At 69.6% G+C, this 16,507-nt stretch carries 13 protein-coding genes and 1 pseudogene; 10 read left to right on the forward strand and 4 right to left on the reverse strand.

The window, feature by feature from the left end:
• Nucleotides 1-125: 125 nt before the first annotated feature.
• The 8 genes from ACH5AC_RS28685 (at nt 126) to ACH5AC_RS28720 (ending at nt 8,541) form a co-directional block, all read left to right on the forward strand.
• Nucleotides 126-1,583: a site-specific integrase gene (locus ACH5AC_RS28685; RefSeq protein ID WP_398865084.1), complete on the forward strand. Its 1,458-nt coding sequence runs from the start codon at nt 126-128 to the stop codon at nt 1,581-1,583.
• Nucleotides 1,580-3,310, forward strand: a complete 1,731-nt coding sequence (locus tag ACH5AC_RS28690; RefSeq protein WP_398865085.1) for a hypothetical protein — start codon at nt 1,580-1,582, stop codon at nt 3,308-3,310. Before ACH5AC_RS28685 ends, ACH5AC_RS28690 begins: the two co-directional genes overlap by 4 nt.
• On the forward strand, nt 3,307-5,541 hold the full coding sequence (locus tag ACH5AC_RS28695) for an integrase (protein WP_398865086.1): 2,235 nt from the start codon (nt 3,307-3,309) through the stop codon (nt 5,539-5,541). Before ACH5AC_RS28690 ends, ACH5AC_RS28695 begins: the two co-directional genes overlap by 4 nt.
• Nucleotides 5,538-5,951 (forward strand): hypothetical protein, encoded by a 414-nt coding sequence (locus tag ACH5AC_RS28700; protein WP_398865087.1) that lies wholly within the window; start codon nt 5,538-5,540, stop codon nt 5,949-5,951. The genes ACH5AC_RS28695 and ACH5AC_RS28700 overlap by 4 nt, the downstream gene beginning before the upstream one ends.
• Before the next feature lie 320 nt (nt 5,952-6,271).
• Entirely contained in the window at nt 6,272-7,108 is an 837-nt protein-coding gene (locus tag ACH5AC_RS28705) for a helix-turn-helix domain-containing protein (RefSeq protein ID WP_398865088.1), read from the forward strand.
• Nucleotides 7,109-7,191: 83 nt separating this feature from the next.
• On the forward strand, nt 7,192-7,662 hold the full coding sequence (locus ACH5AC_RS28710) for a cupin domain-containing protein (protein WP_071366020.1): 471 nt from the start codon (nt 7,192-7,194) through the stop codon (nt 7,660-7,662).
• A complete protein-coding gene (locus ACH5AC_RS28715; protein ID WP_398865089.1) occupies nt 7,659-8,378 on the forward strand; it encodes an SGNH/GDSL hydrolase family protein in 720 nt (239 codons plus the stop codon). Before ACH5AC_RS28710 ends, ACH5AC_RS28715 begins: the two co-directional genes overlap by 4 nt.
• A gap of 25 nt (nt 8,379-8,403) precedes the next feature.
• On the forward strand, nt 8,404-8,541 hold the full coding sequence (locus ACH5AC_RS28720) for a hypothetical protein (protein ID WP_398865090.1): 138 nt from the start codon (nt 8,404-8,406) through the stop codon (nt 8,539-8,541).
• Nucleotides 8,542-8,638: 97 nt separating this feature from the next.
• Here ACH5AC_RS28720 and ACH5AC_RS28725 read toward each other — a convergent pair whose 3' ends face one another.
• Entirely contained in the window at nt 8,639-10,666 is a 2,028-nt protein-coding gene (locus tag ACH5AC_RS28725; RefSeq protein WP_398865091.1) for a HelD family protein, read from the reverse strand.
• Between the two features lie 404 nt (nt 10,667-11,070).
• A pseudogene (locus ACH5AC_RS28730) lies at nt 11,071-13,053 on the reverse strand (DEAD/DEAH box helicase); the annotation flags it as partial.
• Nucleotides 13,054-13,281: 228 nt separating this feature from the next.
• On the opposite strand from ACH5AC_RS28730, the gene ACH5AC_RS28735 reads away from it, so the two are divergent.
• Nucleotides 13,282-13,464, forward strand: coding sequence for a hypothetical protein (locus tag ACH5AC_RS28735; protein WP_266832363.1), 183 nt, complete (start codon nt 13,282-13,284; stop codon nt 13,462-13,464).
• 40 nt (nt 13,465-13,504) lie between these two features.
• Here the strand turns inward: ACH5AC_RS28735 and ACH5AC_RS28740 are convergent, their stop codons facing one another.
• Entirely contained in the window at nt 13,505-14,419 is a 915-nt protein-coding gene (locus ACH5AC_RS28740; protein ID WP_398865092.1) for a hypothetical protein, read from the reverse strand.
• Between the two features lie 263 nt (nt 14,420-14,682).
• Between ACH5AC_RS28740 and ACH5AC_RS28745 the strand changes: the two genes are divergently transcribed.
• Entirely contained in the window at nt 14,683-15,579 is an 897-nt protein-coding gene (locus tag ACH5AC_RS28745; protein WP_398865093.1) for an oxygenase MpaB family protein, read from the forward strand.
• 189 nt (nt 15,580-15,768) lie between these two features.
• On the opposite strand, the gene ACH5AC_RS28750 is transcribed toward ACH5AC_RS28745, so the two are convergent.
• Nucleotides 15,769-16,368 carry a class I SAM-dependent methyltransferase gene (locus ACH5AC_RS28750; RefSeq protein WP_398865094.1) on the reverse strand — a complete coding sequence of 200 codons (600 nt, stop codon included), beginning with the start codon at nt 16,366-16,368 and terminating at the stop codon, nt 15,769-15,771.
• Nucleotides 16,369-16,507: the final 139 nt, after the last annotated feature.

Consider the following 16,507-nt stretch of genomic DNA (forward strand, 5'->3'; position numbering starts at 1 on the left):
TATAGATTCAGCGTGTTGAAGGGCAACAGGAGAGGTGGGACGTGGGCCAGTGGCGTGTGTTCTGGGTGGGGTCGGACTGGGTGGCGCGGTCGGGGGCGCCGGACGTGGAGGGTGCTGGGGCGGCTATGCGCGCCGGAGACGCGGTATTCGTGTCGCCAGACCACCGTATTGATCCGGGGCTTTGCCGGTACGGGCAGTCGGAAACGTTCCGTGGATACACCGCGGAGACGAGACGGAACTATGCGACCGACCTGGTGCTCTTGCTGATCTTCCTGACTTTGCGGCGCCGTCACTGGACGGAGACAAGAGAGAAAGATCTCGAGGATTTCAAAGACTGGCGGATCCGCGCACCACAGAATCCCGAACGCGTCGGGGCATCGAAGTGGAATCGGGAACTGGCGGCATTCTCCTCCCTTTTCAAGTGGGCAAGGAAGAACGGCTACATCGGCCGGAGTCCGGTGACGGTACGGGAGATCACCGGACGCGACGGTCTGGTGCGCGAGGTGCCCGAGGACCTGGAGCCTGTGAGGCCGGAGTCGGGGATGCACTGGTTGACACCGCGGTCGTGGCGCTTGTGGGTGGACATCGGCCTGCGAGGGCAGACCCGGCACGGGGTGGTTGAGCCGGGATGGCTCGGGCGGCTGGAGGACCGCAACGTCGCCTTCTCCGGTTTGGTGCTCTCTTCAGGGCTGCGGCGGCAGGAGGCTGGTTCACTGCTGACCTTCGAGGTCCCCGACAAGCGGCTCAGCAACAGCCGCTACTCCTACGGGCGGCTTGCGGCTGGGGTCACCCGAGCGAAGACGGCTCGGACGTTCTACACGTCCACCGAGGCGATGCGCGACATCGAGTCGTACGTGGAGTCGTCGCGGGCCTGGGCTGTCCGTAAAGCTCAGGCCCGGGGGCGGTACGAGAGGCTGCCGGACCTGCGATTGGTTGCCGAGGTCACTCCCGGCCCGAAGCGGAAGGTCCGCTGGGTTGATCGCGGCGGCGTCGTGTTCGAGCAACTGCTGGACCGGTTGACTTGGCAGGAGCGGATGCTGCTGTTCGTCGAGGGAGCGGAAGGCCCGGAGCCGATGTGGTTGTGGCTCAACGAGGCGGGCCTGCCGTTTCGGCCGCATTCGTGGGAGGCGGTGTATCGCACAGCCAACCTGCGGTGCAGGGCAGAACTGGAGCCGCCAAAGCATCTTCGGCGGGACCCGCACAAGGTCTACTGGCCCCATGCCACCGTGCACGCCGGGCGCCACAGCTTCGCGCTGCGGATGCTCGTGACGCTGAACGAGGTGCTAAACCGCAGGTTCGGGCTGAGCCCGCGAGAGCGCCGCGAGTACGGCCAAATCCTCGGCGATCCCTGGCAGATGGTGCAAGGGCTGCTCGGGCATGCGACCAGACAAGTCACGGTCGACACCTATCTGGCCCCGGTGCGGCACCTGGATCTGGAGTCGCTGCTCAAGGAGGCCGACGAGCCGCGGGCCGAGGAGACGCGGGACCTGGACGGTGTCTTCGCGCGGTTGGCCAGGGAAGCGGAAGGTATCCAGGACATCGACGTGAAGATGACGGTCAAGCAGGCGGAGGCCGCGACGTGAGCCCCAAGGGCCGCAAGGCCTCGCTCCCGCCAGCTGACCACACCGCACCCGAAGTCCTGGATTCACTCGACGGGCTGACGGTCCATCATCGCAACCGCGACGGCCACGTCAGGGACTACGGCTTTTCGGTGCTTCCGGTGGCCGAGACCTTGCAGCATTCACTGGCCGTGCTGTTCGCCGCCCGAGCTCGCCGCTGGGGCTCCCACACCACATCCCGCTCTCACTTCGACAGCCTGCGGGCGTTCGCCGCCTTCGTGTCGGAACAGGACCGGCCTCCGTGTGACCTCGACGAACTCACCGGTTCTTTGATGAAAGCCTGGTGGCTGAAGCTGAAAGGCAGCCAGGGAGGGCGGGAGACTCTCCGGCTCGTGGCCTCATTGCTGCACGATGACCCATGTCTACAGAGTGGTCCGGTGGCCGAAGAACTCGCCCGCCGCGTTCCCGTGCTGCCCCGGAAGGTCGAGTCGTACGAATCGGGTGAACTTGACGGCATCAAGCTCGAGGCCCGCCGGATGTTCCGGGCCGCGTGGCTGCGGATCGAAGAGAACGCCGCCCACTTGCAGCGTTGGCACGAGGGTGCCTTCGCCCCGGATACAACGGATGCCGCGCTCGGGGAGGCACTGGACCTGATCGCCCGGACCGGTGATCTGCCGCGGTACGTGAACAGGGACATCAAGAAGTACTTCCTGGATGCGGTAGGCGGGCAGTCGGTTGAGGCGACTTGGAAGCGCCTGTTTCTGGACCGGATGGAGGCGACGGCCCTGGGCGTGCTCCTCGTGGTCGAGTTCGGCTGGAATCTGTCCGTCATCAACGTCATGCCGACTCCCAGGGCGGCCCCCGACCAGGGCCGGGACGGTCACCCGACTTACAAGGTCAAGGTCAGGAAGCACAAGGGCGACCGGTTCGAGACCGAGAACGTCACGGACACCGGGGCCGGCACGCCTGGCCGCCTGCTCACCCAGGCCCTGCAGGCCACCCGCTTTGCCCGCGCTCTGGCCCACGATCTTGCCCCGGACGCCGATCGGTTCCTTGCCTGGCGCGCGCATTACCAGGGCCATCCGAGCCAGCAGGTCAAGTCCATGGAACGCCGCCTGGTCGTCGGTCCTATTCGTCTCGGCCTGTCGAGCGCCGACGGGACGGAGTGGGGCAAGCTCTTCGGGTGGGGTTCGCCGTTCCAGCGGGGCCGTCGCACCGTGGTGGTGGATCGCGGGGAGCCGACCCAGCACACCCAGAGCACACACGAGCGCAAGTACGTGCTGCCCGATCAGCGAGTCCAGCGGGAAGCAGCTCCCGTCATCGCCGCCGGCGCGGCGTCCGCACTACGGCACGCACAGGAGACGGTGAAGCTCGCAGCCCAGCTCGTCACCCAGCGCAACCCTGACGACCAGGAGACCGCCACTGCCGACTGCTCGGACACCAGCGGCAGCCCCGTCCCGCTGCCTGACGGCGGCTGCGGAGCCTCGTTCCTCCTCTGCCTGGCCTGCGAGAACGCCCGCGTCCACGACGATCATCACCCCCGGCTCGTCGCGCTGCACCGGGCATTGGGCAATGCCCGGTCCGTTCTGCCCCAGCAAGTCTGGGACCGCCGTTGGTCAGACCCTGCTGCCCGACTGGAGGATCTCAAGCGGAAGATCGGCGACGGCCGCTGGCAGCAAGCAGCCGACCGGATCACCGACCTCGACCGCGAGATCGTCGACGACCTTCTGAACGGAGACCTCAACCTGTGACCTCCCCCATGGAGGCGGATGCCTACCTTCTGCCACTGCCCACCGCGGACACCCCTGTCATTCCTCCGCACCTGGTCATCGCCCGACACGCGCACCACAACAGCCGGTTCGGCGACATGGTGTGGTCGATGTTGCCGCTCGTCGACGACCCCACCAGCAAGGTTCGCGCGATCCCCTGGGAGCCGTGCACGGAGGGCTTTCGCGACGAACTCCGCTTGGTGGCATGGACGTTCCTCAACGGAGAACTGCGGAACACGTTCGTACGGGCACGTGGAGCCCGAATGCGCACCCGCCTCTCCCCGGAAGTCGCTCAAGCCACCGTGTCCATCTGGATGCGCTTCGCGGACTGGTTGCTAGACCGGGACATTCACACCCTGGGAGATTGCGATCGCACGTTGCTGGCCGAGTACGCACAGCACCTGCGCGACACGGGCACCACGCGCGAGCGTGCACACAAGAAGCTGGTCGCCCTGACGCGCCTGTGGGCGTTCGACGGACTCAGCGCACGTCCCGCTGGCATGGCCCGACCACCGTGGGACGAGGAAGGAATGGACGACTACCTCCCCGCGGCTGCTGACCGGGGCGTCGAGAACGCGCGGGAACCACTCGCCGAGGAGGTCATGGGACCACTCCTGATATGGGCGCTTCGCTTCGTCGAGGACCTGGCGGACGACATCCTCGCGGCCCATGCCGAAGCCGGACGCCTCACTGAGTACGCCCTCAGCCAGCCGAGTACTTCCGTCGGGAGGAAAGCCCTCTACTCCTATCTGGAGCCGCTGGTCATCACTGGAGGCCCGGTGCCCACCACCCGCAAGAACGGAAAGATCGCGCTTGCCCGCACCTACATCGCAGGGATCGCGGGAGCCTCCTACAACCAGGTCCAAAGCGCTTGCGACAAGTTCGGGCTCTCGGCACTGGTACAGACGAACCCCGGTCCCTGTCCGCTGAACGCTCCTGTCACGGGGCGCATCGCCGGCCGCCTCTGGCGCCAGGCCATCGACCACACCGAGGTAAACACCCTGCTCAAGCACCTCGGCACGGCCGCATTCATCGTCTGTGCGTACCTGACAGGCGCTCGCCCGCAGGAAGTGCTCGCGATGCGCTCAGGCTGCTGCCCTGACCCGGAACCGGGCCAAGGGCGCCATCTCCTTCACGTCCATCCCGAGGACATCGTCGAGGACGAAGATGAAGAGGATTCCCTTGACACCGACGAAGGTGACGAGGACGAGCCGCATCTGTTGATCCATAGCCGCCACTTCAAGACGGCCACAGATCCGGACACCGGCAACTACCTGCCTGGCGGCGCAGAACGCTCCGTCCCCTGGGTTGCCATCGCCCCGGTGGTCCGTGCCATCCGCGTCCTCGAACGACTTGTTCCAGACGGCGGGCTTCTCTTCGACGTGCAAATTCATGACTCCACGCACTCTCACCAGCGCGTTGGCGCGCTGACTGCCGGCGCGATCAGGAACCGGATCGAGGATCTCGTGGCCTGGGTGAACGCCGAGGCCGAGGCCCAGGAACTGCCCAGTGAGGTTGTCCCGCCCGACCCGCACGGCAACATCGGGACCGCCCGATTCCGGCGATCCCTGGCCTGGCACATCGCCCGCCGCCCACGCGGCCTCATCGCCCTGGCCATCCAGTACGGACACATGCGCACCGTGCTGAACATCGACGAGTCGGGACGCTACGGCACCCGCAGCCGCAGCGGAATCCACCAGCTCGTCGACATCGAGACCGCCCTGGCCACCGCGGACACCGCGGCGGAACTCATGGAGCGATTCAACGACGGAGAGGGCATCTCCGGACCAGCCGCACGACAGGCACTCCTCCGGGCAGCGACCGGTCCACTCTTCCAGGGCGGCCTGGTCAACCGCGACTTCGCCCAGAAGTACACGCTCGCCCGCCGGCACCTGGCCCGTGACGGCGCAGTCCTCTACGACAACCCCCACGCTCTTCTGCTCTGCCTTCACAAGCGTGACCGCGCCCTGTGTGACCGCGAGGGCCAATTCGACGCACCCGTCCTGGAACGGTGCGTGCCCGGCTGCGGCAACATCGTCCGCACCGACGAGCAAGCCGCCGCCCTGCGCGAGCGCGCCGACCAGATCGACCGAAAGGCAGCCCGAACCCCCGGACGCATCGCAGACCGCCTGCGGGCCAACGCGGTCAAACTCCGCAGCTGGGCTGACGACCACGACCGCACCCGCTTCACTGTCCAGGAGAACACCGCATGAGTCCAGCACCCGACGAACGCGCCCGCATCCGCGCCGCCATGCACCGCATCCTCGGCGGCACCCCCGAACGCTCCAACGGAGCGCTCACCATCGTCGCCCTTGCTATCGAAGCGGATGTACCCAGAAACGCCCTGACCCAACGGCACACCGACCTTAAGAACGAGTTCTACGACCACGTCAGGACTCGCGGAGGCACCCCGGACGCTGAAGCCCGGCTCCGCAAGAAGATCGCCGATCTCAAGACCACCATCGCTAACAAGAACAAGGAGATCGTCCGGCTTCGCGACGATGTCCAGGGATTTCTGGCGGAGAACACGCGACTGACCCTGGAGAACGAGGAGTTGCGGGACGTGCTCAGCGGGCGCCCGAGCAACGTCACTCGGCTTCGGGCGGGACCAGGTAGCCGGTGAGCGGTAGCGCGAGACACTATCCCGCGCTGCGAATCCACAACAGCCTGGTGGTCGCCTACCCGTCCGAGGCGAACCCCTCGGACGGGTAGAGCAGGTCGCAGACTCCGTCGGTCTCAGTCTGCAGGGACCCGGTAGCAGGCTCCCTCGTTGGACGACGCACGCCGGAAGGCAGGACATCAGGCTGAGCAGGGAGGCCAGGGCTACACCAGTGCGTACGTGGGGGGGGTGCCGGTATGAACCGCGTCACCAGCAGCAAACGGCGGTGATCAGTCCTTGGATGGTGATCTTCCTGGGCTGGGGCGGCTCGTACACTGACGAAAATGGAGGACCACACGGCCACCGGGATCGGTGCACGTCCGGCGCCCGTCTTGCGGGAGTACGTCGACTCGTATGTCGGCTTCGATCTCCGCGGGCTCCCGACGGGGGTGCACTGCGGCCCGCCGAGCCGCGCGCTCACTGCGGTGATCAGCCTGTCAGATCCTTTGGAGGTGGCGGCGGGCGTTGACGACGGGTCACCGGTCACCCGATTCGGCAGCGTGGCCGGCGGTCTGATGTGCCGGTCCGTCGCGATTCACCACGACGGACGCCAGCAAGGTGTTCAGGTATCGCTGACACCGCTCGGGGCCCGGGCCATCTACGGCATGCCCGCCGCCGAGCTCGCCCAGCGACTGGTCCCACTTGACGAGCTTCTCGGAGTGCTGGCCGTCGAGCTGGTCGACCGGCTCCGATCGGCGACAACATGGGCGGCGCGGTTCACCGTGCTGGACGAATTGCTCCTCCGAGCTGTCGGCCGTGGCGCCTGCGGCGACCATGTGCGCTGGGTGCGCCCCGAGGTAGCCGAGGCGTGGCGCCGCCTCGTCGCCGCGCGGGGTTGCGTTCAGGTTGGTGCGGTCGCCACGGAACTCGGCTGGAGCCGTCGGTACCTCACCGAGCGGTTTCGCGGTGAGGTGGGCCTGTCGCCGAAGACCTTCGCCCGAGTCTTGCGCTTCGAGCACGCGCACGAACTGGCGGCGGCGCAGGACCCGCTCCCGTGGGGCGATGTGGCAACCGTCTCTGGCTACGCCGACCAGGCCCATCTCGTTCGGGACTGGCGCGAGTTCACGGGCCGATCGCCGACGGCCTGGCGTCGCAGCGAAGTCCTCCTCGGAGCCGGGTAGCCCGCCAACCGTCTGCCCGTCGCGCCGGCTTCTCTTCCCATTTCTTCAAGACTGCCCAATCGCTGTCGTGGACGATCGTCGGCATGAGACTCGTCAACCACGAACGCAATGCCATGGACCTGCGGACCACCCCCGTGCACCTCGGACTGGGATCGAGAGCGAAACCCGTCGAGGGCTTCACCTGGGACCCGGAGGTGCTCCAGGCCTACAGCGCCGCGGTCGCGGCAGACGGCGCCGAGGGCCGGATGGTGATGATCTTCGACGGTGACGGGCTCGGCGACCATTGGGAGAGCCACCCTGCAGGCGACGAACTGGTGGTTTGCCTCACCGGGTCCGTGACGGTCACCCGCGACGTGGACGGGCTGCCCGACCGCGTTCTGCTCGGACCGGGCGAGGCCACCATCAACCCGGCCGGGGTATGGCACGTGGTCGACATGGAGGGGCCGACGTCCATCCTGGCCATCACTGCGACCCTCGGCACCGACCACCGTCCTCGGACCGACACCCGCCCGACTGAACGCGTCGGCACGCCCAGCCCGGAGGAAGCGCCGTGACGACACGCATCGCGTGCCTCGGCGACAGCCTCACCCGCGCGCAGTTCAGCGTCGACTACCTGGATCTTCTCGGACGACGCCACCCTCCCGGTGACGTGCAGCTTGCCCGTTTCGGCACCAACGGCGACTTCGCCTACAACCTCTTGCAGCGCCTCGATGCTGTCGTCACGAACCCACCCGATGTGATCACCGTGTTGATCGGAACCAACGACGCCCGAGCGAGCCTTGCCGGCTACCCCGTCGAGCAGGCCATGAAGCGCAAACAACTCCCCGATCGCCCGTCGGCAGGCTGGTTCCAACAGTGCCTGGGAGCCGTCGTCGCACGGCTGCGAGCGGAGACCGACGCGACGATCGGTCTGCTGTCGCTACCGGTACTCGGCCAACAACTCGACGGAGCAGCGGCACAGGCATCGCAGGCGTACAGCCGGATGATCGCCGAGGTCGCCGCCACCAACGAGGTGGCCTACCTTCCGCTCCACGAACGCCAGATCGAGGAACTGCGCCAAGCGGACCCGCCGCCGATTTCATACCGGGAGGTGACGCCCGCAGCGGCCGTCGGCGTCCTCGTCCAGCACGCAGTGCTGCGCCGCAGCCTCGACACGATCTCGCGGCGGCGAGGTCTCGTGCTCACGACCGACCACATCCACCAGAACAGCCGCGGCGCCACCCATATCGCTGAGGTCATCGACGCCGGTCTGCTGACCCAGAGCGCGTAGCTGGTTCCGGCGCCCGGCCAGTCGGATGCCATCTACCGCGCAGAGGTGGCATCCGATCCAGGCGGTCAACGCCTACGCCATCCGGCTCGGCTGGGCCGGACAGCCCATGACCCCGGAGACTCTGGAATTCGGGCTCCGCCACCTGGGCTTCCCGCCCCAGTGAGGACGCACAGCGGCGATCCGCCACCTCTTCACGCCCCTACGTTGACGGCGCGTTGGGGCACTTGTGCGCCCGCGGCGACCACGCGGGCGCCGCGCCATCATGCGGGCTGGGTGGTGATGGTGCACAGGCGCTTGGTGGCCCGGGTCAGCGCCACGTACAGGTCTCTCTCCCCGCCGGGGCGGGCCGTGATGATCTCCTCGGGGTTCAGGACGACGACCCCGTCGAACTCGAGGCCACGTGCTTCGGACGCGGGCACGATGCGTGCGTGGTCGGCGATGCCGTGAGCCGTCAACTGGCTCACCCGGGTGTCCGCGCAGATCACTCCCAGGAGTTCGTCGGGCTGCGCGGTGCTCTGGGCGCGCAGTTCCTCCACGACGGCGGTGACCAACCCGTCCCCATGTGTGGTCACGGTGCGTGGGCTCTCACCGCTGCGCAGTGACCGTGTGGGCCGCTGGTCCGGAGCGATCCGCGCGAGCAGGTCCCGGACGCTCTCCAGGATCTCCTGCGTGGTGCGGTAACTGACCGTCAGGTCGTGCAGTCTGAACCGCGTCCCGACATGCGGGCTCAGGGCTTCCTTCCAGTCGCGTGCCGTCGTGGCCGGGCCTGACTGGGCGAAGTCACCCACCAGCGTCATCGCCCTCGCCGGGCAGCGGCGGACGATCATCCGCCACTGCATAGCGGTCAGTTCCTGCGCCTCGTCGACGACGACGTGCCCGTACGTCCGCTCGGGCGGGCCGTCGACCAGGCTCGCTGCCTCGTCCAGCAACGGCACGTCCGCATCGGTCCACGGGGCCTCCGGGGCACGCAGGAGGAGGGACCGCTCCTGCGGGGTCAGGGTCGGCAGGCGCTCGGCCAGGGCGTCGGCATCCGTCAGCAGTGCCTTCACGAGGTCGCCGGGTACCAGCCTCGGCCACAGCGCCTCGACCGCCCGGTCGACACCGGCGTCGTCGAGGAGATCGGCCCCGATGGCGTCCAGGTCCAGCTCGTGGACCGGACCCGGGTCGGCGGCGCCCTCGGCACGGCGCTGGGCGACCCCCGTGAACCGGTCGAGGTTCAGGCCCGTCATCTGCTCGGCATCGGCGTCGATCTGCTCCAGGAGGTCGCCCATGTCCCGTTGCATCGCGTCGGTGACGGCGTCGACCAGGAGTTCCTTGAACGCCTGGCGCGCGGGGTTGTGGCCGGATGCGGCCGCCAGGGCGGCGGTGCGTGCAGAGGCGACCTCCTTCTCGGACAGGTGGACCAGTTCCTGCCCGACCCGGACGGTGAAGTCACCGGCGGGGGCCTGGTGGTCTCGCAGCAGGCCGGCCAGGGCGTCGGCGAGGTCCAGGCCGCCCTTGAGGCGCGCCGTGTCGAACGGGTCCACCGCGTCCGGGGACACTCCGGTTAGTTCTTGACAGGTCGCCAGATCGACGTCGTTCTCCCCGAGCGAGGGAAGGACCTGGGAGATGTAGTCGAGGAAACGGGCGTTGGGGCCCACCACGAGGACGCCTTCCTCCGCGGCGCGCGGGAACGCGTACAGGACGTAGGCCGCCCGGTGCAGGGCGACCACCGTCTTGCCGGTGCCGGGCCCGCCCTGTACCACGGTCACCCCGCGGTGGGCGGAGCGGACGATCTCGTCCTGCTCGGCCTGCAGCGTCGCGACGGCCGCGTGCATCCTGCCCGTACGCCGTGCCGACAGAGCCTCGGTCAACGGGCCGTCCCCCACGACGTCTTCGTCGGTCGGGGCGGTCCCGTCGAGCAGTTCGTCGCTCACCGAGACGACCGTGCGCTCCTCGAGGCGCAGGTGCCGGCGCCGCCGCAGACCCATCGGGTGGACCGGTGTGGCCTCGTAGAAGGGCCGCGCCGCGTTCGCGCGCCAGTCCACGAGCAGCGGCAGTTCGTCCTCCTCCGTGTGCAGTCCGATCCGCCCGATGCGCAGGGCCGTGCCGTCCGTCCAGTCGATGCGCCCGAAGACCAGCCCCTTCTCGGCGCCTTCCAGCCGGCCGATCTCCTTGGTCAGACGGTCGGCGGCGATCTCTCTCTCGTACGCCTCGCCGACGCCGTCCGCCGGGGCCTTCAGCACACTCGTCCGGTTCGCTCGCGCCTCGGAAAGCCGCTCGGTGAGCAGCTCATACAATGAGGACACGTAACCTTGCTCCGATTCAACCGCACGCACGGCAGAATCATTTATGTTTGACAACAAGGGACTCCTTCGATTCGAGCCGCACCATACGGCCAAAGTTCCCTAAACGTAAGTCTTGACTTACTTGTTGCGTCTATGTCCTTACGGCTGACCGCACTTCGTGTCATGCATTCCGTCGTTTCCCTTGAATGCCGGTGACATTTTCCCGTGCACGGGAAAGGCAGTGAATCCACGGGAAAGGTTCGTGGTCGCGTCACAGGCCGGGACGGGGCTGGCCTGCATTCCAAATGCGGACACCGGCGGCCGCCGTGATCCGGTTGTGCGACGCGGCGAGTTGGGTGATGTTCCCGCCGCCGTGTGCGGCCCGGATGCCGGACCTCAACGACTCAACATGCTGACTTGACAGGGAAGTCCAGGATCGCCCACAGCTCGGACAGGTTGTTCTCCACGGGGGTGCCGGTGAGCGCCACGCGCGCGCGTCCGCCGAGGGAGCGCAGGGCCCGCGCGGTGGCCGAGTAAGGGTTCTTCACGTGCTGCGCCTCGTCGGCCACGACGAGCCCCCAGGGCACCTCGGCCAGCCGGGGCGCGTCCAGCCGCAGAGTGCCGTACGTGGTGAGTACGAACTCCCCGGCGGCCAGGGCGTCGAGATCGCGGCGCGGCCCGTGGAAGCGGCGCACGCGCGTGCCGGGCGCGAACCGCTCGATCTCACGCTGCCAGTTGCCCATCAGCGACGTCGGGCACACGACCAGCGTGGGGCCCGCGGCATCCGGGTCCCGCCGGCGGTGCAGATGCAGCGCGATCAGCGTGATCGTCTTGCCGAGGCCCATGTCGTCGGCGAGGCAGCACCCCAGTCCGAGCGACGTGGTGGTGGCCAGCCAGTCCAGGCCCCGCCGCTGGTAGTCCCGCAGCGTGGCGGCCAGCGCAGCGGGCTGCGGCACCGGCTCCCGCTCCGGCGCCCCCACGAGCCGCTCCCGCAGCGCCGCCAGCCAGCCGGTGGGCTGGACCTCGACCATGCGGCCGTCGACCTCCGTGGAGCCCGTCAGCGCGGCGCCCAGCGCGTCGATCGGGGTCACCTTGCGGTCCTGCCGGGCCTGGGCGCGCCGCACCTCCTCCGGATCGATCAGCACCCACTGGTCACGCAGCCGCACGATCGGGCGGCTCGCCTCGGCCAGACGGTCCAGCTCCTCGCGCGTGAGCCGCTGCTCGCCCAGCGCGAACCACCAGCTGAACGTGAGCAGCGCGTCCGCCGACAGCAACGACGGCGAGTCGGAGAACACCCGCCCGGGCCCGTCACCGTCCTCCGGCGGTCCCACCCGCGCGCGCGTGGTCAGCGTGCGGACCAGCTCCCGCGGCCAGTGCACCTCCACCCCTGCGGCGGCCAGGGCCCGTGCGCCTTCGCCGAGGAGTTCGGCGACCTCGTCGTCGAGGAGGTCGACCGCGTCGGGTACGGCGGCCGACAGCAGCGGCGTGAGCGCGGGCCAGGCCCGGGCCGCCCGGCGGAGCATGAGCAACGCGTCCATTCGCGCGCGGGGGCCGAACACACCGCCCGTGTCGGCGGAACCGGCCCACACCTCGGCGGCGTCCGCGACCAGCGTGGGGTCACTCACACTGTGCACCTGTGGCACGGCCCGGAACGCCGGCGGCGCCTCGCCACCAAGCGCACCCTCGCCGAGCCCCGACACCTCGATCCGCAGCGAGAGACGCACCCCCGCGTCATGCCCCGCGGCGACATCGGCCACCCAGGCGCGCTGCTCCGGCAGATGCTGGGGACGGCGCGCCGCGTAGGCCGGGCCGCCCGTCACCAGGGCCGCGGCGGGGGAGCGGGGCAGGGTGTCGGCGGCCGCGTCCAGGAAGGCCCGCAGCAGCCCCTCCGGGGCCGGCAGACGCAGGGGCGGGCCGTCGTCCAGCGGCACGGCGTGCGCCTCGGGCGGCATCGCCGCGGCGAGCCGACGGACCTCGTCGAGATCCTCCGGACCCAGTGGTCCCACCCGCCAGGCGTCGTGATCGCTGGGGGACAGTCCGGGCAGCAGCAGGCCGCGCGCCACGAACCGCAGGGCCAGCAGGGCGGCCGCACCCCAGAAGGCCGTCGCCCGGTGTCCGTCGGACACGGCACGCGCGCGCGTGAGCAGCGGCAGCGCCGCCCGCACGGGCAGCACCGCGGCGGGCACGCGCACCGACGCGACGCCGTCGCCGTCGGGCCGGACCACCGTGATGTCCTCGACGGCGGTGAGGTCATCGACTGTCGTTGACACGGCGCCGGGCGGAGCGCCGCCGTCCGGTCGCCAGAAGGCGACACGGCCGCACCGGGCCGGATCGCCGGGCATGAACACGGCACAGCAGTGGGCCAGTTCGACGGTCTGCGACGGTGTTTCCTTGGGAACCCTCTGCACGACGACGAGCCTGCTCCTCAAATTTGACTAGCATGGTGAGCGGTCGAGGGTACATCACCTGGTGGGCGAGTGAGGACTCCTGCCGACGACCTGTTGACGGCGGCCGTCTCAGGGATGACTAAGGGACGCGTCTCAGGGATGTCTCAGGGACGCGGCCTGGAACCGCGCGGTGCGCGGGCCCGTTCTCACAACAGAGATGCGGCAGTGGCCGCGAAGGAGGCGACACACATGTCGAAGAACGCGAAGATCGCCGCGGGAGGTGTGGCGGTCGGGATCCTGCTGCTGATCTGGCTGCCCTGGTGGGCGGCGCTGCTGATCGTGCTCGGGGTTCCCGCGGCCGCGTACCTCACGCTCGACCCCTCCCAGCGACGCAGGCTGCGCCGCGTCACCCGCAAGGAACTGGGCCGCTGACGCTACGGGGCCCGCCCTCCGGCGCGCCCCGGGCCGCGGCTCAGCTCGGCCGTACGGCCATCTTGTCGAGTGCCGCCAGCAGTCCCGGCAGCTCCGGTCCCCGGCCGACCGGCAGCACCTCGCCGGGCTCCTCGTCGAGCAGCACGAACGCGATGTCGTCGGTCCTGGCCACGAGTGACCAGCCGGGACCGTCGGCGCGCAGGGTCCGCGCGTCACCGGGCGCGAAGGACGACCGCACGCGACCCAGAGGCGGCGGCGAGTCCACGTAGGCGCGGGCCTCGGCGAGGGCACGCCGGATGCCGCTGTGGCTGTGCACCCGGCCCCGACCATCCTCCTGGCCGTCCCCAGCGACCTCCTTCGTGGCGTTCCCGGTCTCCTCGCCCTGCCCGGCGCTCTCGCTCTCCTCGGCCGTCCCCGCGGTCCCGGCTTCCTCGGCCGGCCTCGGCCTGGCGAACGCCGAGTCGTCGAGCTGGTCCCGCCACATCGCCCACTGCAACGCCACCTCGTCGGCGCCCAGCCGCCGCTGGGCGGGACCCCAGGTGGACATGTCCGGAGCGGCCAGCAAAGGGCCGTCCGCGGTCTCGGGGTCGGGATCGTGCGGCGCGGGCACCCCGGGGGCCGCCACGGCGAGCGCCAGCGGCCAGCCGGCCAGGGCGGCGACGACCGTCCGGTCGTCCGGCGACAGGTCGTACTCCATGCCGCAGTCCCAGGACGCGATGGCGACGGCGACCAGCGACACGTCGTCGACGACGACGGTCCACCGTGCGCCGGCACCGTCCTGGCCCAGCACCAGGCCGTAGCCATCGGCGAGGGGTGCCAGACCGAGCGCCGCGCACGCCGCCGGATAGTCGTCGCCCAGCACGCTCGGGAACTGCGCCGGCGTCAGCAGCACCGCCGTGAGCACATAGAGCGCGTCGTCCTGGGCGGCGACGGTGTCCTCGTCCGTCCCGTCCATCGCAGCCTCCCCATCGGTTCGTCCATCGGCGCGCACCCTAGACCGACCGGAAGGCCCTTGTCACCACTCCTCAACCCACTCGGAGCTGCAGTTTTCCGCCTGGGACGGGGCGAATCGGCCATTCGGTCCCCCGGTCTCGGGCCGCCGACGGACGGAGCAGCTCCCGGGCCACCGTCCGCGACGACTCGTCGCGTTCTGGGGCCGTCCATCTTCCGTCTTCCGACGTAGAGTTGGGGATTCGGCGACTGAGAGGGGACGGCCCGGTGAAGCGCTTCGAGCGGCTCGAACAGATCCGGCGGATGGATCCGTACGAGGACGCCTCGGAGATCTATCGGCTCACCGTGGCACACGAGTTCCCCTGGGACACCACCCGAGCCCTCGAACTGGCCTTGTTCCGCACCTACGCCGTCCCCTCCATCGGCCGGTTGCTGGCACGGACGGCGGAGCTCACCGACCGTACGCAGAAGCGCTACGACGACACCTCGCTGCTCCTCGACGCCGTCGTCGAGCACGGCTTCGACAGCCAGGAGGGCCGCACGGCGATCCGCCGCATCAACCAGATGCACCGCAGCTACGACATCACCAACGACGACATGCGGTACGTGCTGTGCACGTTCGTCGTCGTGCCCAAGCGGTGGATCGACGCCTACGGCTGGCGCAGGCTGTCCCGCCACGAGATCGTCGCCTCGACCGTCCACTACGGCACGCTGGGCCGGCACATGGGCATCAAGGACATCCCCGAGACCTACGAGGAGTTCGAGGACTGCCTCGACGCCTACGAGACGGCCCACTTCGCCTGGGACGAGGGCGCGCGCCGCGTCTCCGACGCCACCCTCAGCCTGATGGCCTCGTGGTACCCGCGCCCGCTGGCGCCCCTGCTGCGCACCACCACCCTCGCGCTGCTCGACGACCCGCTGCTGAAGGCATTCCGCTACACACCGCCGGGACCCATGACGCGCACCCTGGTGCGTCGCGCGGTACGCGCGCGTGGACGCGTGGTCCGGCTGCTGCCGCCGCGTCGCGCGCCGCACTTCGCGCGGCAGAACTGGGAGATCAAGGGCTATCCGGACGGCTACCGGCTGGAGGACCTGGGCACCCGCCCGGTGCCGGGCGTGCGGGGCTGCCCCGTGCGGAGCACGGGCCGATCAGCCGACCAGTGACTCCAGAGTCTCCCGCAGCCGGCTGAGGTCGGCCCGCGAGGTGGCAGGCGCGATGGTCAGGACGCCGTGCCCGAAGGGGTCGTCCAGTTCCTCGACGCGCGGCGGCCGGTCGCCGTCGTAGAAGAAGCCCAGGCGGGCTCAGCGGCGAGCTGAAGGGGCCGGGGCCCTGGAAGAGGCGGGCGTGAGCCCTCACCCCTCCCGGACGGCCAGCGCCAGGAACCGGGCGTCCTCGTCGACGTACGAGGTCAAGCGCCACCCGGAACCGGCCAGCAGCGGTCGGAGGTTGGGCTCCGCGCGCAGGTCGTCCGGGCTGAGCTGCCGCCCGTGACGCGCCGCGAGCGCCGCCCGGCCGATCGGGTGGAACAGCGCCATCGTGCCACCCGGGCGTACCACCCGCGCCAACTCCCGCAGATTCTCCGCCGGATGGGACAAATGAGAGATCAGGCCCGCCGCGAACACCGCGTCGAGCGCCCCCGACCGCAGCGGCAGGGCGGCCACGTCCGTGAGCAGCAGCTGCCCGTCATGGTCCCTCCCGGCCCGTACTGCGGCCTCCAGCATGGCCGGCGTCAGATCGGCCCCCAGGACCACTCCCGAGCGCCCCACGGCCGCCCGCAGCGGTGTCAGGGCCCGCCCGGTCCCGCAGCCCGCGTCCAGCACGTGGTCGCCCTCGTGCAGCCCCAGCTCGGCGACTGCGGCCGTGTAGGCGGGGGCGTCGTCGGGGAAGCGGGTGTCCCAGTCGGCGGCGCGGGCCGTGAAGAACTCCTGGACGTGTGTGTGGTCGTCGCTCATGGAGCGCATGATCCCTCACCCGCAGGTCTGAATTCTCCCCCGCGCCTCCTGCGCGCGTCACCGACACGGATGACGTCTCTGCGCGCATGTTCGAGCGTCACGCGGTCGTTCCGGCGCACTTCCGCGTCATATTCCAACA

It is taken from the genome of Streptomyces sp. NPDC018693, assembly GCF_044391385.1.
GTDB lineage: Bacteria > Actinomycetota > Actinomycetes > Streptomycetales > Streptomycetaceae > Streptomyces.